The organism is Actinomycetospora straminea (assembly GCF_028737255.1).
Lineage (GTDB): Bacteria > Actinomycetota > Actinomycetes > Mycobacteriales > Pseudonocardiaceae > Actinomycetospora > Actinomycetospora straminea.
This window is the reverse complement of sequence record NZ_JAQZAN010000007.1, coordinates 89,992-110,569: the sequence shown is the minus strand read 5'-3', so window position 1 is coordinate 110,569 and position 20,578 is coordinate 89,992. Positions and strand designations below refer to the sequence as shown.

At 77.9% G+C, this 20,578-nt stretch carries 26 protein-coding genes; 8 read left to right on the top strand and 18 right to left on the bottom strand.

All coding sequences use genetic code 11. The annotated features are described in order from the left end of the window. Position 1 precedes the first annotated feature (1 nt). The 7 genes from PH190_RS12100 to PH190_RS12070 form a co-directional block, all read right to left on the bottom strand. Positions 2 to 496, bottom strand: a complete 495-nt coding sequence (locus PH190_RS12100) for a universal stress protein (RefSeq protein ID WP_274231762.1) — start codon at positions 494 to 496, stop codon at positions 2 to 4. Further along, positions 489 to 1,499 carry a universal stress protein gene (locus PH190_RS12095; RefSeq protein ID WP_274231761.1) on the bottom strand — a complete coding sequence of 337 codons (1,011 nt, stop codon included), beginning with the start codon at positions 1,497 to 1,499 and terminating at the stop codon, positions 489 to 491. The genes PH190_RS12100 and PH190_RS12095 overlap by 8 nt, the downstream gene beginning before the upstream one ends. Further along, entirely contained in the window at positions 1,496 to 1,936 is a 441-nt protein-coding gene (locus PH190_RS12090; protein WP_274231760.1) for a hypothetical protein, read from the bottom strand. The genes PH190_RS12095 and PH190_RS12090 overlap by 4 nt, the downstream gene beginning before the upstream one ends. Before the next feature lie 10 nt (positions 1,937 to 1,946). Next, a complete protein-coding gene (locus tag PH190_RS12085; protein ID WP_274231759.1) occupies positions 1,947 to 2,426 on the bottom strand; it encodes a universal stress protein in 480 nt (159 codons plus the stop codon). 128 nt (positions 2,427 to 2,554) lie between these two features. Continuing rightward, positions 2,555 to 2,983: a CBS domain-containing protein gene (locus tag PH190_RS12080; RefSeq protein WP_274231758.1), complete on the bottom strand. Its 429-nt coding sequence runs from the start codon at positions 2,981 to 2,983 to the stop codon at positions 2,555 to 2,557. 343 nt (positions 2,984 to 3,326) lie between these two features. After that, positions 3,327 to 3,821 (bottom strand): universal stress protein, encoded by a 495-nt coding sequence (locus PH190_RS12075; protein ID WP_274231757.1) that lies wholly within the window; start codon positions 3,819 to 3,821, stop codon positions 3,327 to 3,329. Positions 3,822 to 3,932: 111 nt separating this feature from the next. Beyond that, positions 3,933 to 4,931: a zinc-binding alcohol dehydrogenase family protein gene (locus PH190_RS12070; RefSeq protein WP_274231756.1), complete on the bottom strand. Its 999-nt coding sequence runs from the start codon at positions 4,929 to 4,931 to the stop codon at positions 3,933 to 3,935. Positions 4,932 to 5,109: 178 nt separating this feature from the next. Here PH190_RS12070 and PH190_RS12065 point away from each other — a divergent pair, with 178 nt between their 5' ends. Then, a complete protein-coding gene (locus PH190_RS12065; protein WP_274231755.1) occupies positions 5,110 to 5,364 on the top strand; it encodes an SHOCT domain-containing protein in 255 nt (84 codons plus the stop codon). Between the two features lie 123 nt (positions 5,365 to 5,487). Here the strand turns inward: PH190_RS12065 and PH190_RS12060 are convergent, their stop codons facing one another. Beyond that, a complete protein-coding gene (locus PH190_RS12060) occupies positions 5,488 to 5,703 on the bottom strand; it encodes a DUF1918 domain-containing protein (RefSeq protein WP_274231754.1) in 216 nt (71 codons plus the stop codon). A 187-nt stretch (positions 5,704 to 5,890) separates the two neighbouring features. Between PH190_RS12060 and PH190_RS12055 the strand changes: the two genes are divergently transcribed. From PH190_RS12055 to PH190_RS12040, 4 genes are all read left to right on the top strand, one after another. Further along, complete coding sequence (locus tag PH190_RS12055; protein WP_274231753.1) at positions 5,891 to 6,256, top strand: VOC family protein; 366 nt, start codon at positions 5,891 to 5,893, stop codon at positions 6,254 to 6,256. A gap of 79 nt (positions 6,257 to 6,335) precedes the next feature. Next, positions 6,336 to 7,622 (top strand): site-2 protease family protein, encoded by a 1,287-nt coding sequence (locus PH190_RS12050; RefSeq protein ID WP_274231752.1) that lies wholly within the window; start codon positions 6,336 to 6,338, stop codon positions 7,620 to 7,622. Between the two features lie 155 nt (positions 7,623 to 7,777). Beyond that, positions 7,778 to 8,371 (top strand): proteasome activator, encoded by a 594-nt coding sequence (locus PH190_RS12045; protein WP_274231751.1) that lies wholly within the window; start codon positions 7,778 to 7,780, stop codon positions 8,369 to 8,371. Between the two features lie 23 nt (positions 8,372 to 8,394). Then, complete coding sequence (locus PH190_RS12040; protein ID WP_274231750.1) at positions 8,395 to 8,721, top strand: hypothetical protein; 327 nt, start codon at positions 8,395 to 8,397, stop codon at positions 8,719 to 8,721. A gap of 73 nt (positions 8,722 to 8,794) precedes the next feature. On the opposite strand, the gene PH190_RS12035 is transcribed toward PH190_RS12040, so the two are convergent. Next, positions 8,795 to 9,238 (bottom strand): Hsp20/alpha crystallin family protein, encoded by a 444-nt coding sequence (locus PH190_RS12035; protein WP_274231749.1) that lies wholly within the window; start codon positions 9,236 to 9,238, stop codon positions 8,795 to 8,797. A gap of 176 nt (positions 9,239 to 9,414) precedes the next feature. On the opposite strand from PH190_RS12035, the gene PH190_RS12030 reads away from it, so the two are divergent. Next, a complete protein-coding gene (locus PH190_RS12030; RefSeq protein WP_274231748.1) occupies positions 9,415 to 10,782 on the top strand; it encodes a serine/threonine-protein kinase in 1,368 nt (455 codons plus the stop codon). Between the two features lie 9 nt (positions 10,783 to 10,791). Here PH190_RS12030 and PH190_RS12025 read toward each other — a convergent pair whose 3' ends face one another. From PH190_RS12025 to PH190_RS12010, 4 genes are all read right to left on the bottom strand, one after another. Further along, the gene (locus PH190_RS12025) at positions 10,792 to 11,130 is read right to left on the bottom strand and encodes a hypothetical protein (RefSeq protein WP_274231747.1); all 339 of its coding nucleotides are present in this window, start codon (positions 11,128 to 11,130) and stop codon (positions 10,792 to 10,794) included. A 218-nt stretch (positions 11,131 to 11,348) separates the two neighbouring features. Further along, positions 11,349 to 13,697: a phosphoenolpyruvate synthase gene (ppsA, locus tag PH190_RS12020; protein WP_420791634.1), complete on the bottom strand. Its 2,349-nt coding sequence runs from the start codon at positions 13,695 to 13,697 to the stop codon at positions 11,349 to 11,351. A gap of 47 nt (positions 13,698 to 13,744) precedes the next feature. Further along, a complete protein-coding gene (locus PH190_RS12015) occupies positions 13,745 to 14,173 on the bottom strand; it encodes a SpoIIAA family protein (RefSeq protein WP_274231746.1) in 429 nt (142 codons plus the stop codon). A 139-nt stretch (positions 14,174 to 14,312) separates the two neighbouring features. After that, the gene (locus tag PH190_RS12010) at positions 14,313 to 15,095 is read right to left on the bottom strand and encodes a SpoIIAA family protein (protein ID WP_274231745.1); all 783 of its coding nucleotides are present in this window, start codon (positions 15,093 to 15,095) and stop codon (positions 14,313 to 14,315) included. A 241-nt stretch (positions 15,096 to 15,336) separates the two neighbouring features. Between PH190_RS12010 and PH190_RS12005 the strand changes: the two genes are divergently transcribed. Next, positions 15,337 to 15,648, top strand: a complete 312-nt coding sequence (locus PH190_RS12005; protein ID WP_274231744.1) for a 2TM domain-containing protein — start codon at positions 15,337 to 15,339, stop codon at positions 15,646 to 15,648. A gap of 26 nt (positions 15,649 to 15,674) precedes the next feature. Here the strand turns inward: PH190_RS12005 and PH190_RS12000 are convergent, their stop codons facing one another. Continuing rightward, positions 15,675 to 15,872, bottom strand: a complete 198-nt coding sequence (locus PH190_RS12000; RefSeq protein ID WP_274231743.1) for a hypothetical protein — start codon at positions 15,870 to 15,872, stop codon at positions 15,675 to 15,677. Between the two features lie 558 nt (positions 15,873 to 16,430). On the opposite strand from PH190_RS12000, the gene PH190_RS11995 reads away from it, so the two are divergent. Then, entirely contained in the window at positions 16,431 to 16,970 is a 540-nt protein-coding gene (locus PH190_RS11995; protein ID WP_274231742.1) for a MarR family winged helix-turn-helix transcriptional regulator, read from the top strand. A gap of 13 nt (positions 16,971 to 16,983) precedes the next feature. Here the strand turns inward: PH190_RS11995 and PH190_RS11990 are convergent, their stop codons facing one another. The 4 genes from PH190_RS11990 to PH190_RS11975 form a co-directional block, all read right to left on the bottom strand. Continuing rightward, complete coding sequence (locus PH190_RS11990) at positions 16,984 to 17,724, bottom strand: phosphoribosyltransferase (RefSeq protein ID WP_274231741.1); 741 nt, start codon at positions 17,722 to 17,724, stop codon at positions 16,984 to 16,986. After that, entirely contained in the window at positions 17,721 to 19,079 is a 1,359-nt protein-coding gene (locus tag PH190_RS11985; protein WP_274231740.1) for a phosphoribosyltransferase family protein, read from the bottom strand. Before PH190_RS11985 ends, PH190_RS11990 begins: the two co-directional genes overlap by 4 nt. A 220-nt stretch (positions 19,080 to 19,299) precedes the next feature. Further along, entirely contained in the window at positions 19,300 to 19,758 is a 459-nt protein-coding gene (locus tag PH190_RS11980; protein ID WP_274231739.1) for a universal stress protein, read from the bottom strand. After that, the gene (locus tag PH190_RS11975; RefSeq protein WP_274231738.1) at positions 19,755 to 20,396 is read right to left on the bottom strand and encodes a response regulator transcription factor; all 642 of its coding nucleotides are present in this window, start codon (positions 20,394 to 20,396) and stop codon (positions 19,755 to 19,757) included. The genes PH190_RS11980 and PH190_RS11975 overlap by 4 nt, the downstream gene beginning before the upstream one ends. Positions 20,397 to 20,578 lie beyond the last annotated feature (182 nt).

Sequence of the window (20,578 nt, the reverse complement as noted above, 5' to 3'; positions counted from 1 at the left end):
GTCACGAGCCGGCCGCCGCGGTGCTGCGGGCACGCTCGGCGCCGCCGCCGGTGAGGGCCGCCCGCACGACCGTGACCGGGCACGGGGCGTGCAGGACGCAGCCCAGCCCGACGGACCCGAGCAGGGCGGAGCGGAACGCCCCCCGCCCCCGGTGTCCGACCACGAGCAGGTCGGCCCCGCGCGCGGCGGCGGCCAGGACGGGCGTCGGGCGGCCGAGCCGGGCGACGACCTCGACGGGCACGTCCCGGTCGTCGGCGAGGACGTCGCGCGCGTGCTCGCGGGCGCGACGCTCGGTGCTCTCCCGCACCGCCTCGGGGTCGAGCGGCAGCGACTCCACGTCGATCGCGGTGAGCGGCGGGACGTCGCACGCGGCGACCGCGAGGACCCGGCCGCGCCGCCGGCGGGCCTCCGCCACCGCGTGGTGCAGCGCCGCGTCGGCGTCGGGCGACCCGTCCACGCCGACGACGATCAGCGGGGCCGTCGTGTCGTCATCCATCGTCGTGTCCTCCGTCGGTGTCGGGGATGGCCGCGGCCGTCGGGCCGGTCGAGCCCGGGGCGTCGGGCTCGGTGTCGGTGCCGGGCTCGGTGTCGGGTACGTCGTGCGGCGGCACGACCGCCACCGGGCACGGGGCGCGGAGTACGGCGCCGTGCGCGACCGACCCGAGGAGCCAACGCGCGAGGGCGCCGTGGCCGGTCCGCCCGACCACCACGACGGCCGCGCCCAGCTGCTCGGCGACGTCGATCACCGCCGTGGTCGGGTCCTCGGCCCGCACGATCGTGTCGACGTGCGGGACGGGACGGCTCCGGACCTGCTCCTTCACGATCTCGTGCACGAACCGTTCGACCCGGGGGCGCAGCGCGTCGCGCACCCCGGCCAGGGTGGGACCCGCCAGCGGGCGGAAGCCCACGGTCGTCGGGGGCGGCGCGACGCCGGTGACCGCGAGGACTCGGGTCTCCCGGCGCACGCCCTCGTCGAGCGCGAAGCGCAATGCGGCCGCGGAGCCCGGTGACCGGTCCACGCCGACGACGACGGGTCCGTCGGGCCCCGGCGCGCGGGGCCGCACCACGAGCACCGGGCACGGGGCGAGCGCGAGCACCCGCAGGCCGGTGGACCCGAGGACGGCGCTGCCCAGCGGGCCGCGCCCGCGATGACCGACCACGAGCAGCGGGGCCTCGCGGGCGGCCTCGGCGAGCACCGGCGCGGGCGAGCCCGGCAGCGCGCGGACCGCGAGCGGGACATCCCGCAGCTCGGCGGACAGCGGCACCCGGGCTTCGTCGGCGAAGCGCTGCGCCTGCTCGTGGACCGCCGCGGCCATCCGGTCCGGCTCCGGGAGGTCGGCGACGTCCTCGCCGTCCGCCCAGGAACCGGCCGCCGGGAAGGCGGTCACGGCGGTGACGGGCTCGTCCCGTCGCCGGCCCTCCGCGAGGGCTTCCGCGAGGGCGGCGGCCGCCGCGGGCGAGCCGTCGAGACCCACCACGATGCCCGGGGTCGGCGTCACGGTCGCCGCCCCTCGCCGAGCAGGGCGGCCAGCAGCCCGCTGGTGGTCACCACCTGCCACGTCGTCTCGGGGCGCGGGCGGACGGGCAGGGCGGGCAGACCCGTCGCCAGGAGGCGCCGGCCGGCGTTCCGCACCGAGACCTCCGCGTCCAGGGTCTCGACCCCGCACGGGCGCTCGAGGACGTCGCGCAGGGTGGCCCGGTGCTGGACGAGCGGCCCGCCGGCCGGCCAGCGCTCGGCGAGACCGCCGGCGGTGACGACGGCGACCGGGTGTCCGTCGCGCACGACGACGCCGCAGCCGTCGGGGTCGTGGTGGAGCCGCGCCCAGGCCTGCGACAAGGGCGTCGACTCGCTGATCAGCGTGGCCGGGCGGGCGATCGGGTCCACCGGACCGTCGAGGTCGACCGGCACCGCGTCGTCGAGGGTCGAGGTGGACACGCCGGGCCCCTCAGGCCGCGACCGGCTCGGGGACGACGGTGACCGGGCAGCTCGCGTGGAGCACGCAGCCCAGCCCGACCGAGCCCAGCATCATGCTGCCGAACGCGCCCCGGCCGCGGTGGCCGACGACGAGCTCGTCGGCGCCGCGGGCGAGGTCGACCAGGACCTCCGCCGGCCGGCCCGGCGCGACCTCGACCGTCACCTCGGGCAGCGCCGCGTCCCACTCCGTCTGCTCCAGGACGTCGTCGACCATCGCGCGGGCGGCGGCCAGCTCGTCGTCGTGCAACGTGTCGGGGTCGGGCATCGGGATCGCGGACGCGGAGCCGTAGCCCCAGGCCGCCCACATCTCCGGCGGCTCGTAGACGGCGACGGCGCGCACTCGTCCGCCCCGGCGCGCCGCGGTCCGGATGGCCTCCTGCAGCGCGAGCCGCGACCCGTGCGACCCGTCGATCCCGCAGACGATGACGCCGGCCTGACCGTTGTCGGTCATGTCTTCCCTCCCTCGGTGCGGCCTCGTGCCGCGGGTACACCGTCGCGCGGGCGGCACCGGGGGGAGCAGAGCCGGACGGTCCGCGGTCCGTCCCGTCGCGAGGGGTCGAAGGTCCCGGGCGGGCCCGCTCAGGAGTCCTCGAGCAGGAAGCCGAGGACGTCGCGCATCGACACGATCCCGGTGATCGGGCCGGCCGTCGGGTCGTCCCCCTCGCCGCCGCGGACCAGGACGTGGCGGACCTCGGCGTCGATCATGAGACGGGCGACGTCGAGCACCGTGGCGTCCTCGCGGGTGGACACCAGGTCGACGGTCATGAGGTCCGTGGCCTGGGTGCCGAGGTCGCCCCCGCCCGCGATCACGGCGACGAGGTCGCGCTCGGAGACGACGCCGACCGGCTCGTGCCCCTGCGCCACGACCACGACGCCGATCTCGTCCATCGCGAGCTCCTCGGCCACCTCCTGCAGCGTCGCGTCGGGCGGGACGGTCGCGAGCTCGCGCGTCGCCAGCCGGCGGATCGGGGTGGTCGCCCACGCGGGACGGGTGCCGGTCGGCGCCATGGCTCCTCCTCGGGGTCGTCGGCACCCGACGCTCGCGGCGGTGCCGCGGGGCCGGAAGGGACGACGGTCCGCCCGGCCCGGGACCTCCGTCGCCGTCACCGCGACGCCGCGACGAAGCTCGCCCTGGCGCTCGCGGCCGGCGGCCGGCGGTTCGCCGCGCGCCTCGCCGGGCTGCTCGCCGCCCGGGTCGCCGCGGTCACGGCCGGGATCGTGGCGGTCTCGTGACCGCGGGACGCGCCGTGGTCAGGGGTCGATCAGCCCGCTGTGGGTGCCCTCCACCGTGCGCACCTCGACGTCGCCGAGGGCCGGCCGCAGCGCGGTGAGGAACGCCTCGGGGCCCCGCTCACGGGGTCGGTGCCGCGGCCGGGACGAGCGGGACCTCCGGCAATACGGTCAGCGGGCAGTCCGCGTGGCGCAGGCACCACCACCCGACCGAGCCGAGCAGCGCGGTGGCCGCCCGGCCCCGTCCGCGGTGGCCGAGCACGAGCAGCGCGGCCCCGTCGGCCGCGTCCGCGAGCACCGGGCCGGGGTCGCCGGCCACCGCCCGCACCTCGACGGACGGGAGCGCCCGGTCGGGGTGCTCGGCGCGCTCGGCCGCGAGCACCTCGTCGACGACGGCCCGCGCCGCGGCCTCGGTGGCGGCCGCGACCTCGGCCCGCTCGGCGACCACCGGGATGCGCGCCAGCACCGCCAGGCGCTCGGGCGAGACGAAGGCGGTGACGACCTCGAGCGTCCCGTCGCGCCGGCGGGCCTCCTCGAGCGCGTACCGGAGGGCGGCCCGGGCCCCGACCGAGTCGTCGAGCCCCACCACCACACGTCCCGCGTCCCCACCCGCCATGGCCACCACGTCCCCTCCACCCGCCCGGTCTCCCCCACACGGTGCCGGCGGGGGCGTGGCCCGCGGCAGGGCCCACGGTCCCGGCGGCCCGGCCCCGACGGCCCGCGTTGATCAGGGCACGAGGACCGCCGCGCCGGTGACCCGGTCGGCCGCGAGGTCGGCGAGCGCCGCCGCGGCCGCGTCGAGGGGGTAGGGCACGGTCGTGACCTCGAGGTGGTGCTCGCCGGCGATGCGCAGGAACTCCCGCGCGTCGGCCCGGGTGTTCGACGTGACGCTGCGCAGCGAGCGCTCCTGGAACAGGTGGCGCTGGTAGTCGAGCACCGGGACGTCGGTGAGGTGGATGCCGGCGAGGGCGAGCGTGCCGCCCCGGTCGAGGGCCTCGAGGGCGGGCGGCACCAGCTCGCCGGCCGGCGCGAAGAGGATCGCCGCGTCGAGGGGCTCCGGGGGCGGGTCGGCGGCGCCCTGCGCGGAGGCCGCGCCCAGCCGCAGCGCGAGCGCCCGGGCGTCGGGGCTGCGGGTCATGACGTGCACCGTCGCCCCCTGGGCCAGGGCGACCTGGCTGGCGAGGTGGGCGCTGCCGCCGAACCCGTAGACCCCCAGCCGCCCGCCCTCGGGCAGCTCGGCACGGCGCAGGGCGTGGAAGCCGATGATGCCGGCGCACAGCAGCGGGGCCAGCTCGACGTCGGTGTAGCCGCCGGGCAGGCGGTGGGCGTAGTCGGCCGGCACGGTCGCGTACTCGGCGTAGCCGCCGTCGGCGTCCCACCCGGTGTAGAGCGAGGCGGGGCAGAGGTTCTCGTCGCCGCGCCGGCAGTACCGGCAGGTTCCGCAGGTGCGGCGCAGCCACGCGATGCCGACGCGGTCGCCGGGGGCGAAGCCCGTGACGTCCCGGCCGACCCGCTCGACCTGCCCGACGATCTCGTGCCCCGGGACGACCCCCGGTCGGTGCACGGGCAGGTCCCCCTCGGCCACGTGCAGGTCCGTGCGGCACACCCCGCACGCCAGGACGGCGACGAGCAGCTCGTCGGGCCCGGGCTCGGGCACCGGCTCGTCCACCGGCTCGAGCGGCCCCCCGGCGGCCGGGCCCGGGCGCGTCACGCGGAACGCGCGCATGCGCTCTCCTCCCCCGCTCGGTCGTCGGCACGGTCCTCGGGCCCCGGCGCCAGCGGACAGGGCCGGCGGGCCCGTGCGGACGTGTCGATGGTCGCTCCCCGCCGGGTCCTCCGCCGCTGCCGCGCGCCACGCCCGCGCGGAACCGTCGCTCGACACCGGATGGGGCGAGGAGGACACCGTGATGTGGGGCTACGGCTGGGGCGGCGGGTGGATGATCCCGCTGATGGGCGTCAGCGCCGTGCTGTGGTGGGTGCTGGTCGTGGCGATCGTCGTCGGCGTCGTGCGCTGGTTGCGCGTCGCGCCGGGCGGGGCGACGCCCGCCGGCCCGGGGCCGCGCGCCGAGGCCCGCGAGATCCTCGACCGGCGGTTCGCGCAGGGCGAGATCGACGCCGACGAGTACGCCGAGCGTCGCCGTGTCCTGAGCGGTGGCTGACGGCGCACCGGTCGCCGACGGTTCGGCCTGGTCGACCACGAGCGCGGGTGACGCGCCGGGTCGTTCTCGGCAACACCGCCCGGCCCGGCGCGCGAGCGCGGTCCGGGCCGGCGTCGCCGCCGGTCACGTGACGCCACGCACCGCCGGGTGGTGGGGGTGCTCCTCGACCCGCGCATCCGGCCCGGGGAAGACGAGGCTGCGGTGGTCGTCGTCGAGCCACCGCACCCAGAACGGCGGGCTGCCGTCCGCGTGGTCGACGGCCACGATCTCCCCCTGCCGCCGCGGCGACTCGTCGGTCAGCCCCTCCACGATCAACCAGTTCCCGACCCGCGCCTGCATCCCGGACCTCCTCGTCGACGGTGCCGTCGCCCGAGCGTCCCGCCGGGCGGGCACCGGTCCAGGGACCTCCGACTCGGCCGCGGCGGGACCCGCGGCCCCTGTCCGCCCCCGGGCCCGGCGCGACCGTGGAGGGCGACGAGCCGGTGACGAGCCGGCGACGACCCACGACCACGCACGAGGAGACGCCATGAGCAGCCCGGTCCTGCACTTCGAGATCGGCGGCGCCGACGGCGCGCGCTCCCGCCGCTTCTACGGCGAGCTCTTCGGCTGGTCGGTGACGCCCGAGGAGCACGGCTACAGCCTGGTCTCCACCGGCACGGCCGCCGGCATCGGGGGCGGCATCATGCAGACCCCCGAGGGCGTGCCGCCGTGGGTGACGGTGTACGTCCGCGTCGACGACCTCGAGAAGTCGCTCGCCCGCGCCGAGGAGCTCGGCGGGAGCCGGATCATGGGTCCGGCGTCGATCGGCGAGCGGGGCGAGGTCGCCATGTTCGCCGACCCGGACGGCAACCCCATCGGCCTGCTCCGGCTCGCCCCGGAGGAGACGCCGTGACGGCCGTCGCCCCGGCGGACGTGCTGTGCTCCGGCGACCGCGCCCCGGCGGCGGACGGCCCGATGCCCTGGCCGCGTCCGTGAGTGCGGTGACGGCCGGGCACGCCCGCCGGCACCCACGGCCCGGCCCGGGGATGGTCCCGCTCGGCCGCGTGGCCGGCGTGCCCGTCGCCGCGCACTGGAGCGTGCTGGGCATCGTCGCGCTGCTCGCGATCGTCATGGCGCGCTCGGAGCTCCCGCTGCTCGCGCCCGGGCAGGGTTCGCTCGCGTACGCGCTCGCCGGGGTGTCGGTCGCGCTCCTGCTGATGGCGTCGCTCCTCGCGCACGAGGTGGCCCATGCGCTGGTCGCGCGAGCCTCGGGCGTGGGGATCGAGGGCATCACGCTGTGGCTGCTCGGCGGCACGACCCGCATGCGCGGCGAGCCCGAGCGACCGGGGCCGGAGCTGCGGATCGCGGCGGTGGGGCCCGTGGTCAGCGCGGCGCTGGCCGGGCTGTTCGGCTTGGTCGCCGTGCTCACGCGGCCGGTGGTGGCCGACCTCGTGCACGCGGTCCTCGCCGAGCTGGCCCTCGTGAACATCGTGCTGGCGGTGTTCAACCTCCTGCCGGCCGCACCCCTCGACGGCGGGCGCGTGCTGCGGGCGGCGCTCTGGGCGCGGCGCGGCGACCGGTGGGCGGCCGCGATCACCGCGGCGCACGCCGGCCGGGTGCTCGCCGCCCTCCTCGTGGCGGGCGGCGTCGTCCTCGCCCTCGGGGCGGGCCCGGGCGGGCTGTGGCTCGCCCTCATCGGCTGGTTCGTCGGCGTGGCCGCCGTCGAGGAGGAGCGCCGTGCCCGGCAGGGGCGCGCCCTCGACGGCATCACCGTCGGCGAGGCCGCCACGGCCGCGCCGGTGGTCGTCGCCGCGGACGGCTCCCCCGCGGCGCTCGTCGCGGCGGCGGGCACACCGCGCGCCGCGATCGCGGGTGTCCTGCTGACCGATCCGGCCGGCGAGCCGGCGGGCTACGTGCCGCCGGCGAGGCTCCGGCTCCTCGGAGGCGGCCGTGACGACCGGCGCGCCCGTCGGCCCGCGCCCGTACCGGCGTCCCGGTTGACGACGGTGCGTCCGGGCGACGCGCTCGCCCGGTTCCTCGGCGATCTCGCGGTCCCGCAGGGCCGGCTCGTCGTCGTGGACGACGGCACGGTGATCGGCACGGTCTCCCGCACCGAGGTGGAGGACCTCCTCCGCCACGCGGCGACGTCCTCCCCCGGCCCGCCCGCCACCCCCTCGGACACGACGCCACGACGGGTCCCGGCGCCCGACGCGCCGCCACCACCGGACTGGTGGTGGCACGGGGGCCCGCGGCGGCCTCGCCGGGAGCCGGGCGCATGACGGGCCGGGGCCCCCGCCCGGCGCGGCCGCCCGGGCCGTGGCGCCCGGTCGCGGTGTGACGCCGGGACGTCCCGGCAGGAGGGGCCGTCCGCCCCTGGTCCCGGGCCCGCGGCGGGGCGGAGGCTCGCAGCGGTCGACGAACGCCTGGAGGAGACGTGGTCACGAGCCGGAGCGAGGACCAGGGCACGGACGCCCACGGCGAGGCCGCGGGTGCCGCCACGGGCGCGCCGGTCGCGGGTCCCGTCGTCCACGACACCCGGCGCTGGTCCCGGGACGGCGCCCCGCCGGCCGCCGCGGCCCCGTCCGTGCCGCGTGCGGTGCGGGCCGGGCCCGAGCCCGCCGCGGGACCCGAGCGGGAGGTCATCGACGCCGGACCGCTCCTGCGGATCGGCACCATGATCCGCAAGGTGCTCGAGGAGGTCCGGGACACCCCGCTCGACGACGGTGCCCGGCAGCGGGTCCGGGACCTGCGCACCCACGCCGTCGACGAGCTCGTCGCCCACCTCGGGCCCGAGCTGCGGGCGGAGCTCCGGGCCCTCGACGTCGGCCTGCCCGCCGACGAGGTGCCGAGCGACCTGGAGCTGCGGATCGCCCAGGCCCAGCTCGTCGGGTGGCTGGAGGGCCTGTTCCAGGGTGCCCAGATGGCGTTCGCCGCCGAGCAGGTGGCCCAGCGCTCGCAGCTCGAGCGGCTGCGGCAGGAGGCGAACCAGCAGCGCGAGGCCCGGCCGGCGTCGGCGCCCTACCTGTAGTCGGCGGAGAGCGGTGGTCGGAGATGGACAAGGACGCGGCAGCGGCGGTGGACGCGGTGCTGAGCCGCCTCGACGACCTGGTCGAGCTCGTGCGGCGGGTGGAGGCGCGCCTCGAGCACCTCGAACACCTCGAACACCGGACCGCGGAGCGGGTCGGGATCGGCGACGACGAGGTCAGGCGGCCGCACCGCCTCGCCGTCCGACCGGGGGGCGGGCTCCCCGCCGGCCCGCTCGTCGACGCCGGCCCGCTCGTCGACGACCGCACCGGAGACGTGGTCCTCGACGCCGCCCGCCGCGATCTGTCCGGCGACCTCCCCCGCGACGCCCCGGGCCGGGCGGGGGCGACCTGACAGGTGTGCGGGGCCGGCGCACGCCGGGGTCGGGCCGCCGATCGGCGACCCGACCCCGGAGCAGCGCGGCCTGTCAGCCCTTCTCGATGGGGATGGTCGTGGGCTCGGGGCCCTTCTCCAGCGCCGGCATCGGGATCCGGACCGAGAGCATGCCGTCGGTGTAGGACGCGGTCACGCCCGCCGGATCCACCCCCTCCGGCAGGGGCAGCCGGCGGGCGAACGTCCCGTAGCGCAGCTCGTGCCGGTGGTAGCCCTTGTCCTCGGTGTCCTCGGTGATCCTGCGCTCGGCCCGCAGGTCGAGGATCCCGTTGTCGATCGTCAGGCGCAGGTCCTTCTCCGGGTCGATGCCGGGGATCTCCGCCTTGATCACGAGGTCGCCGTCCTCGCGGTACTCGTCGACCTTGATGATCTCCTCGGGAGCCTGCAGCGCCGGCCGGTCCCACGCACGGGCGGGGAACGCCCGCATCCAGTCCTCGAACATGCGGTCGAACTGCCGGAACACGTCGCCCGAGGTCATGGGCGCTCGTCGGGTGATTGCCATGATCTCCACCTCCGGGGCCGATGCTCTGGCGGGCCGGGGTGTGCCTCCAGGGACGAACGGCCTGCCCTGGCCCGGTATCCCGTCCCGCCCGGGAGGGTGCCGGCGACCGTGTCGCCCCCTCCGACGCCCGGCCACGCTCGCCGGCACCGATCGTGAGGGGGCTCGTCGTGCACCTGGTCGAGCAGCCGGCCGCGACGGAGTCGGCGACCGCCGACGCCTCCCTCGTCGGCGACCGCTACCGGCTCGGGCATCTGCTGACCGCCGACCCTCGGCGGCGCGTGCACGAGGGGTGGGACACGCGCCTGCAACGCGCGGTCGCCCTCGTCCTCGTCGCGCCCGCGCCCGGCACCGACCGCGAGCCCATGCTGCCCGCGGCGCCGACGGCCCGGCTGCACCTGCACCGGCCCGGGCTGGCCGAGCTCTACGACGGCGGGGTGCACGCGGGCGAGCTCTTCCTGGTCTGTCAGCGCGTCCCGGGGCCGACGCTCGAGCAGCGGTTGGCGACGCGCTGCACGGTGCCCGAGCTCGCCGACCTCGTCCGGGCCGTGGCCGGCATCCTCGCCGAGGTGCACCGTCGCGGTGCGGTCCACGGGGCGCTCACCCCGGCCCGGGTCCTGCTCGGCGGGGGCCACCCGGTCGTCGCCGAGTGCGGCGTCGCCGGCCTGGTCGAGCAGTGGTCCGGGCTCGCCGACGCCACCCCCTTCCGCGCACCGGAGCAGGCCACCGGGCACACCGGTCCCGCCGCCGACGTCCACGCGCTGGGCCGCGTGCTCCTCGACGCCCCCGTGCGCCGGCCCCTTTCGCCCGGCGCACGCGCCCTGCGGGCGCTGGGCCGGCGCATGACGGCGGTCGCGCCGGAGCAGCGTCCCGACGCCGTCGAGGTGGCCTCGACGCTGGCCGCGATCACGGCCGCGTCCCGGGGCGGCCCCGACGTCGCCGCGACGAGCCTGCGGGCACGGCGCCGCCTCGCCCGCGCGATCGGTGCGGTCGCGGTGCTCGGCGGGCTCGTGCTGGGCGCGTCGACGGCCGGGGCCCTCCTCGGGCACCCGGCCCCGGGCGGGTCCGCCCTCGTGGCCCCGCCCGGTCGCCCCGCCGTCGCCGCGCCGAGCAGCACCACGGCGCACCGGCCGAGCGCGCCGGACCCACGGACGAGTGTCCGGGCGACCCCCCGGACCGCGGACGTCTCCCCCGTCGCCGCGACCCGATCGTCGGCCCCCGGTGGGGCGGTCGAGCCGGCGCCGGCCGACGCCGATACGACCACCGGGGAACCCGGCGAGCCGCGCGCGACCCGCCCGTCCGCGACCCCATCGACCCCGTCGGCCCCGTCCACCACGGAGCGCCCCACCCCGAGCGCACCGACCGCACCGACACCGACTGCACCGACACCGACCGCACCGACGGAGCCGAGCGAGACCGAGACCGAGCCGACCGAGCCGACCGAGCCGACCGAGACCGAGCCCACCGAGCCCACCGAGCCCACAGCGACCGCCCGGACGGACGGCGCGGACACCGACTCCTGAAGCGCGGCGCTACCGCGGACCCGTCAGGTGGCGCAGCGTCGCCAGCATCCACAGCACCACCGTCAGCAGCACGAGCACGAACAGGCCCGCAGGACTGCCGGACACCACCGTGACCACGGCGACGATCGCCGTCACCAGGCCGAGCGCGGCCGGGCCCCGCATCGCTGCCGGCGAGATCCGGCCGCGCCACGCCCCACCGACGACCTCGGCCGCCACGCCGAGCGCCGTGACCAGCAGCGCCGACCCGCGCACCCCGTCGAACGGCGCGAGCACCGTCGTGGTGCCCAGCAGCCACACCAGCACCGCCGCGAGCACGAGGAGGCCGGCGGCGACGTCGCGGCGTCTCATGGCCCCGGGCGGGACCCGCCCGCCTCCAGGTCGGTCTCCAGGTCGCTCACGACGCACGGGGCGACGCGGGCGGCGGGTCCGCCGTGCGGGACGCGGTGGTCCGTGGCGTGGGGAGTCATGCGGCGACGGTGTCCCGACCGGCCGGCGCGCGGCAGGGTCCTCGGACCCGGTCGACCGCCCCGGGCGGACGGGTCGGGAGCGGGTCGGAGGGCCCGGGGTCAGCCCCGGCCCCGCGCGGCGTCGAGCAGCACGCGCCGCTCGGCGCGGCCGATGGCGACCCGCACCGCGTCGACGGCGTGCGGGTCGACCGACACCGCGTCGATCCCGGCCCGGACCAGCACCTCGGCGTACTCCGGCCGGCGCGTCGGCGCCTGGCCGCACAGCGACGTCGGCACCCCGCGATCGCGCGCGGTGCGGATGATCCGTTCGATGGCGTCGACCACCGCGGCGTCGCCCTCGTCGTACACCTCGGCGCAGCGCTCGCTGTCCCGGTCGACGCCGAGCATCAGCTGGGTGAGGTCGTTGCTGCCGATCGAGACCCCGTCGATGCCGGCGGCGATGTACTCCGGCAGCCGGTGGACGACCGAGGGCACCTCGGCGGTCAGCCACCGTTGCAGGCCCCGCTCCCGGCCGAGCGGTCCGGCGTCGACGAGCTCGAGGCACGCCTCGAGCTCCCAGCGGGTCCGGACGAAGGGCAGCATGACGTGCACGTTCGGCGACTGCTCCCGGACGCGGGCGAGGGCGCGCAGTTCGAGGGCGAACACCTCCGGCTCGCGCAGGTAGCGGTAGGCCCCGCGGAAGCCGATCATCGGGTTGCTCTCCACCGGCTCGTGGCGGTCGCCCCCGACCAGGCCCCGGAACTCGTTGCTGCGCAGGTCGGTGGTCCGGTAGAGCACCGGGCGCGGGGCGAAGGCCCGGGCGATGGTCCCGACCGACGCGGCCACCCGGTCGACGAACGCCTCCTGCTCCCCGCGGGCCACCACCTCCCGCGGGTGCACGCCGCCGAGCGCGGCGGTCAGGAGGAACTCGGCCCGGAGCAGCCCGACGCCGTCGACGCCCGGTCGGGCCGCCACGCGCTCCGCGGCCTCGGGCAGGGCCAGGTTGACGTGGACCTCCGTGCCGAGGGCCGGGGCCTCGCCGGCCGGCGCCGCCGGGGGCACCTCGGCGACGTCCGTCCCCGTGCGCGCCACCACGCCTCCGGGCCGGGTGGCGACGACGCCCGCCCCGAGGCCGTCCGCGGTGCCCTCCCCGGCGACCACGCCGGCCAGGACCTCGCCCGTGCTGCCCTCGACGGTGACGACCCGGCCGTCGGTCAGCACGGTCGTCCCGTCACGGGTGCCGACGACGCACGGCACCCCGAGCTCGCGCGCGGCGATCGCGGCGTGGCACGTCGCGCCCCCGGTGTCGGTGACGATCGCCGCCGCGCGCCGCAGGGTCGGCAACCAGTCGGGGTTGGTCAGCGGGGCGACCAGCACCTCTCCCGGCGCCAGCGCGGCGCCCTCCTCGGCGGTGCGCAGGACCCGGACCGGCCCGCTGCCGCGACCCGGCGCCGCCGGGAGGCCGCGCAGCAGGACCGGGGCACGGTCGCCCGCGCCGACGTCGAGGCCGGTCGTGACCGGGCGGGCCTGGACGAGCCACAGGCGCTCCCCGGCGAACGCCCACTCCACGTCCTGCGGCCGCCCGTAGTGCGCCTCCACCCGCCGGGCGAGGGCCGCGACCGCGACGATCTCGTCGGGGTGCAGGACGGGTGCGGTGCCGCGAGCCGGGTCGAGGGGCACGGTGACGTCGGCGCCGTCGGGTCCCCGCACGACCTCGTGGGTCTGGGTGCCGACCCGCATCGCGCGCAGCCGGCCCTCCGCGTCGACCTCGTAGGTGTCCGGCTCGACCGTGCCGCCGACCACCACCTCGCCCTGGCCGAGCGCGGCCTCGATCAGCACGCGTCCGCGCTCGCCGGTGCGGGGGTCGGCGGTGAAGGCGACGCCGGCGCGGTCGGCCGGCACCATCGCCTGCACGACGACCGCGATGGCCGGCTCGCTGCGGAACCCGCGGGCCGCGCGGTAGGCGACGACCCGCGCGCCGAACAGCGACGCCCAGCAGTCCACGATCCGCCGGGCCAGCTCGTCGCCGTCCCGGACGTTGGTGAAGGAGGCGTTCATGCCGGCGAACGACGCCTGCGCGCCGTCCTCGCCGACCGCCGACGAGCGCACCGCGACCACGGGCTCGCCGAGAGCCTTCCACGCCGCGTGGACGTGCTCGGCGAGCGCCGGCGGCATCCCCGCCGCGTGGACGCGGTCGGCGAGCGCCGCGCAGAGGTCGGGCAGGCGGTCGGGCGGCGCCGTGAGCGCCTCCGCGTGGCCGTCGGCCAGGGCGGCGCGCACGCCGGCGGCCTCCATCGCGGACCGGTAGCCGTCGGCCGGGAGCACGAACCCGTCGGGCACCGGGAGGCCCGCGGCGATCAGCTCGCCGAGGTGGGCGGCCTTGCCCCCGACCTCCTCGGCGTCGGTGGCGCGCAGGTCCCCCAGGGGCCGCACGACCCCGGTCGCCGGTCGCTCGGCGGTGGTGCTCAACGTCGTCCTCCCGGGGTCGTCGGCGGCGCCGTGCAGTCAGCCGCGCCTCACGGTGCGGCGGCCGGGGCGGGGCCCTCGTCGTGGGTCGCGCCGGCGGTGTGCGGCAGCTCCGCGAGCCAGGTGACGGCCTCGTCGAAGCCGTCCAGGCCGAAGACCCGCATCGGGAAGGAGACGAGGAAGCTCGCGAGGTGGGCGAACTCGTCGACCCACCCGATGTCGCTGACGAGCGCGTAGCCCTCGATGGAGCGCCACAGCCGCGGGTGGCGCATCCACGCCTCGGCCTTGCCCCACACGGCACCCGCGGTGAAGCCCTCGTACTCCGGCCCCATCCGCACCAGGATCCGCAGCCGGCGCCCCTCCCCCTCGGCCTCGGTCAGGAGCGGCTCCACCGTGGCGGCGTAGTCGTCCGCCGAGATCCGGCCCACGGCGTCGAACGCCGCGATCCGGTCCGGGAGCCCCGGGATCCTGCGCAACATGTCCGTCTCCCGTCCTCGGGGGGGCCGCGGCCCCGTCGGCGCCCCGCTCGCGACCACGGTCCGGCGGGCGGGCGGGCACCGGCAGGGCCGAACGACGGGCCGAGGGTCCCCGCCCGCGGGGACCTCCGGTCCCGGTCCGTCAGCCGCCGGCGCCGGCCGACACCTCGCCGTCCTGCCGCGCGTCCTCGGCCGCGGCCCAGGCGATCGCCGCGTCCAGCTCCGCGGAGGGGAAGTGGCGGACGACCGGGTGCAGCGCCCGGTCGGCGATCGTCGCGCCGACGGACGGCACCCTGCCGTCGACGGCGACCGCCAGGCGCCGCAGACGGCGCTGGTGGCCCGCCACGAAGCCGAGGTGGCGCCACAGCGCGGCGACGTTCTCCCAGCCCGGCACGCCGGGGGCGTGCAGGACCAGGCCGCGCAGCTCCGGCGTGGAGGCCAGCTCGCCGTCGACGGCGGCGGCCAGGGCCTCGATGTCGGCGGTCCGCAGCGGGCGGTCGACCTCGACCACGACCACGCCGGTCCCCGGGTCGGTCCGCGTCCGGATGTGCGCCGCCTCGGGCTGCGCGAGCAGCCACGCCACCGCGTCCTCGCGCTCGGCGAGGCCGAACACCCGCAGCGGGTAGGGCACCGCGAAGGCGGCGAGACGGCTCGCGGTGCGGATCCAGGAGATGTCGGTGACGACCGCGCACGCCGCGAAGCGCCCGATCGCGCGCACGCCGAGACGGAGGTCCTCCCACAGGGCGGGCGGGGTGAGCCCGGTGTAGTCGTCCTCGACCTGGCAGAGCACGCGCATCCGGCGCTCCGTGCCCTCGGTCTCCTGCAGCATCGGCAGCACGACCGCGTCGTACTCCCCGCGGGTGAGCACCCCGGCCGCGCGGACGGCGACGATCTCGGGCGGGACGTCGGTCATCTTCTCGAGCACGGTTCCTCCTCGACCGGTCGGGCGCCCGGAGCGGACGCCCTCACGGTCAGCCCACCGCTCGCCGCGGCCCGGACCAGGGGCTCTCCGGCCCAGATCCGCCGCCGAACGGCCCGAGCGGGCACCGTGCGCGGGCCGTTGGTCCCGGGCCGCGACGACGAGCCGCGCGCACGGCCGGACCCTGCGACCCTGCTCCGCTCCACGGGACGCCCGCAACCTGCCGCCAGGAGGAGAGGAGACCCCCATGACCACGCACGACCAGCGCACCGACGGCGACGGTGGGAGCACGTCGGACCCGTCACCGGACGAGCTGCGCGAGCGGGCCATCACACGGCTGCGCAAGCGCGCCGACTTCCGCACCCACGTGCTCGTCTACGTGCTCGTGAACAGCATGCTCGTCGTCATCTGGGCGTTCACGGGAGCGGCGCTGTTCTGGCCGATCTTCCCCATCCTGGGGTGGGGCGTCGGGCTCGCCGCGAACGCCTGGGACGTCTACCGCCCCGACCCGGTCACCGAGGAGCGGATCCAGCAGGAGATGGGGCGTCTCCGGCCCTGACCGGCCGTGACCGGCCCTGACGGTGGTCAGGCGGCGTCCTCGACGACCGGCTGCTGCGGGGTGCACGGCACGCCGGCGCCGGCGTGCTCCCAGCCGGCCTCCACGCCCCCGTCCGGCGACCGGACGAGACGCCGCCGCACGGGCTCGCCCGGGCGGACCGGGAACCAGCAGCGCTCGCACAGCGGCGGGGTCGGCAGGGGGGACCCGCCGCTCGAGGCGCTCATGCCGGCACGGCCGTGCCCGGGGCCGGCCGGGGCCTCGCGGGGACGGCCCGTCGCGGGACGAGGAGGGCCGGCGCCTCGGCGTCCGCACCGAGGGCGGCCGCTGGGCAGCCGCAGGGCCACAGACGGTCGTCGACCCAGGCCCAGGCCGTCCGGGCGCAGTGGGCGCAGTCGATGCCGTGCATCTCGAGGAACATCCGACGATCCCGTCGTGAGAGGGGGAGCCGCCGGTGGTCTCGGGGGGCTCGACCACCGGCGGCAGGTCCCCGGGGGATCAGGACGTCGTGGACCCGCCGGGGTGGTGATGACGCTAGGGACCGGGCGCTCGCCACGGGCAGACACCGTCCGTCGCATCTTCGCCGAGCAGTCCGACGGCGCGATCGTCCGACGCGCGAACGATCCGGGCGGACGGTCCGCGACGGACGCGCAGTGTGTGCCCCGCGCCGCGCGCGGCGCCAGAGACCTTGGTCCCGATCCCCGTCGACCACACGGATGGGGCCACGGCGGGAGGAACGGCTACGGTCGTGCGAGCCCCGTCCGCGACCGTCGGAGTCGATCCGGATGCACGAACTGGCCCGCCGCGTCCGTGAACTGATCGTCGCGACCGACAGCTACCGCCGGACGATGGCGGCCGCGGTCGGTGTCAGCACCACCGAGGCCGCGGTGCTCGGGCACCTCCTCCACGACGGACCCCAGTCGCCGTCGGTGGTCGCCGCCCGCGCCGGGTTCTCCCCCGCAGCCGCCACCTCCCTGCTCGACCGCCTGGAGCAGGCCGACCTCGTGTCACGGCGTGCTCACCCGCGGGACCGGCGCCGTCTCCTCGTCGAGCTGACGCCGCGCGGGCGGGCCGCGATCACCTCCATCTTCTCGATGTTCTCCGACGACCTGCGCCACGCCCTCGAGCACGCCGACCCCCGCCTCGTCGCCGACCCCGAGCTGCGGGAGGCGGTCACGGAGCTGATCAGCGCGATGGCCGCGGCCCTGCGCACCCGGGCCGGGGACGCGAGCGGCGTGACCCGGGCGGTCACCGAGGCGGTCGCGGGCTCGGCGACCGCCGACGCCGGGTCGGTCGAGGCGTCGGGCGGCGCCGACGCACCGTGAGGACCGCGCCGGCTCACGCCCCGCGGCGCGGCGGCGGCATCGCCCGTCGCAGGATCTCCACCGCCTCGTCGTCCGTGACCTGCGCGAAGTCCGCGTAGGACATGCCCACCCCGAAGAACTCCTCCGGGGTCTCCAGGCACACCAGCTCGTCGACCTCGGCGCGCAGGTCGTCCGCGGTGCTCGCGAGGCAGACGGGCGCCGCGAGCACGACCCGCGTCGCCCCCTGCGCCCGCACGACCCGGCACGCCGCCCGCGCCGTGGCGCCGGTCGCGATGCCGTCGTCGACGAGCAGCGCCGTGCGGCCCGCCAGCGGCACGCGGTCCCGGTCCGGCCGGAACCGCCGCCGGCGCCGGGCGATCTCGTCCCGTGCCCGCGCGACGATCTCCGCGAGCTCGGTCTCCCCGACACCGGCGTGGTCCACGATCGCCGGGTTGAGCACGAGGACATCGCCCTCGCCGACCGCCCCCATCGCGAGCTCCGGCTGCAACGGCACGCCGAGCTTGCGCACGAGGACGACGTCGAGGGGTGCCCCGAGCTCCCGGGCCACCTCGGCGGCGACCGGGAACCCGCCCCGCGGGAGCGCGAGGACGACGGGGTCGGCGTCCCGCAGGTGCGTCAACCGGCGGGCGAGCCGGTGTCCGGCGTCGGCGCGGTCGGCGAACGTCACGGTGCGGCGCGGGCGCGGCGACCGGCCCGGCGTCCTCGCGGACCGCTTCGTGGCGCGCCGCCGGGTCCCGTCCGGCCCGGCGGTCACGGCGCCACCGCCAGGGGTGGCGCGGACGGGGCGGCGGACCGGGAGAGGGTCCGGACGAACCACTCGCGGGCCAGCTCGACGGGCCGGGTCGGGAGGTCGAGCGGCGACGGCGTGTCCGCGGCGAGGTCGGTGGTCTCCGTGCGCCCCGACCCCGTGACCACGCGCAGCCGGCTGTCCCCGCCCAGCGCCGCCCGCGCGTCGCGATGGCGGTCGGCGAGCGCGGGGTCGCGGTCGCCGACCACCAGCAGGACGGGTGCCGTGACGCGTGGGAGCCACCGCGCGACGAGGTCGGGCCGGCCGTCGCAGGACACCACCGTGGCGACGTCGGTGCGCCGCGCCGCCACCACGAGCGCGGCGGCCGCGGCCGCCCCTTCGGCGAGGACGCCGACCGGGAGGTCCCGGCACACGTCGCGCCGCCGGGTGTCGGCGACCACGCCGGCGAGGCGGGTCGCGAGCACGTCGGTGCCGAACACGCAGTCTCGCACGATCTCCTCACGCGGGGTGAGCAGGTCGACGACCAGGGTGGCGAGCCCGGCGGCCCGCAGGGCCCGGGCCGTCGCGCGCTGCCGGGCGTCGAAGCGGCTGCTGCCGCTCGCCGCGGCCAGCACGACCAGCCCGCGCGCGTCCACCGGGACCGTGAGGTGCCCGGGGACGCGGAGGCGGTCCACGTCCACCGCGATCGTCGCCGTCGGCTCCCCGTCCAGCGGGCGGACCCGCCGGACCGCGTCGCTCCCGGACAGCAGCGCCACGACCTCGTCGTCGTCCACGAGCGGGTAGTCCGCGTAGGCCTCGCCGACGACGTGGAACTGCCGGAGCCGATCGATGACGACGAGCTGGTCGGCATCCCGGCGGAGGGTGGCGAGGGCGTCGTCGGCGCAGACCGGGACGGCCACGACGACCCGCGCCGCGGTCCGCGCGCGGGCGATCCGGCAGGCGACCTGCACGGTCGCGGGGGCGACCGCGCCGTCGTCGACGATCAGGGCGACCCGGCCCGCGAGGGGTTCACGGGTCCGCGCCGAGCGGTAGCGGCGCAGCGCCTGCTCGAGCAGGACACGTTCCCGGCGCTCGACCTCGGTCAGCTCCGCCTCGCCCGCACCGACCGCACGGACGACGTCCTCGTCGAGCACCCGAGTTCCGTCCTCGCCGATCGCGCCCATGGCGACCCCGGGCTGGAACGGCACCCCGAGGGTGCGGGTGACGAGGACGTCCAGGGGCGCGTCCAGGGCGCGGGCGACGACGGCGGCGACCGGGACCCCGCTGCGCGGCAGCGCGAGGACCACCACGTCCTGCCCGGCCAGGTGGCGCAGGTGCCGCGCGAGGCGGTGCCCGGCGTCGTCGCGGTCGTCGAAGGTCATGGGTGCTCCTCGGGTCTCGCGCGCGGCGTCGCCGCGAGCCTCGGGTCCGGGACGGGCCGGCGGCAGGAACGAGCGGCACCCGGTCCCGGGCCGACGGTCCCGCCGATCGGGCGCGTGGGGCCCTGTCCGCCGCACCGGCGGCGCGCGTCACTGGTCCCGCGGGTCCGGACGGGGGACGAGCTGCGCCTGCTCGCGGCCGCGGCCGACGGCGCGTGAGGCGTCAGGCGGCGGGCGGGCGGACGACGACCACCGTGCAAGGGGCGTGCACCACGCAGCTCAGGCCGACCGAGCCGATGAGACGGCTCGCCACGGCGCCGCGCCCGCGATGGCCGACGACGAGCATCGCGGCGCGGTGGGCGTAGCGCTCGAGCACCACGGCCGCGGGGCCGGACGCCGCCTCCACGACGACCTCCGGCGTCGGCGCGCCGCGCGCCGCCCGCGCGGCGAGGACACGGTCGACCTGGCTCCGCGCGACCTCCACGGCGGCCTGGTGCAGGTGGTGGGCGTCCGGGACCACACCCTGCGACGTGATCCACAGATCCGGCGGCGTCCAGGCGATCACCCCGGTCAGCGCGAGGCCGCGCAGCGCGGCCTCGTCGCAGGCGTGGTCGAGGGCGGCGTCCGAGCCCTCCGACCCGTCGAGTCCGACGACGATCCCGGGCGCGGCGCCCGCCGTCACCCGGTCTCCTCGCTCTTGACCTTGTTGGCCAGGACCGCCGCCTGCACCCGCCGCTGCATCCCCAGCTTGGCGAGCAGGGCCGACACGTAGTTCTTCACCGTCTTCTCCGCGAGGAACATCCGCTGACCGATCTCCCGGTTGGTCAGCCCCTCGCCGATGTAGCCCAGCACCTCCCGCTCCTTGGCGGTCAGCTCCGCCAGCGGGTCCGGTGCCTCGGTGCGCGTGCGGAAGCGGTTCATCAGCGCCGACGCGGCGCGGCCGTCCAGCAGCGACCGCCCGGAGCCCACCTCCCGCACCGCGTTGACGATGTCGTTGCCCCGCACGTCCTTGATGACGTAGCCCGAGGCCCCCGCCAGCACCGCGTCGAACATCGCCTGCTCGTCGGTGAACGACGTGAGCATGAGGCAGGCCAGCTCCGGCATGCGGGAGCGCAGCTCCCGGCACAGCTCGATCCCCGTCCCGTCGGGCAGCCGGACGTCCAGCACGGCCACCTGCGGGCGCAGCGCCGGGATCCGCGCCAACGCCTCGGCCACCGACCCGGCGCCGCCCACGACCTCGAGGTCGTCCTGGGCGTCCAGCAGGTCGGCGACACCCCGCCGCACCACCTCGTGGTCGTCCACCAGGAACACCGTGATCACGGCACACTCCTCCACTGCAGCTCTGCGGGTTCGCGGGAACGGACCCGGAGTCGTGACGACGGCCCCGTGGTCGGTCAGGGGCGGGACCGGTGCCGGCCGGTCGAGCGGCGCGACGAGGTCCACGCCGCCCAGCATCGAGGTTGCGGGCCTGCGCGGACAGGGTCGAACGTCCCGACGATCAC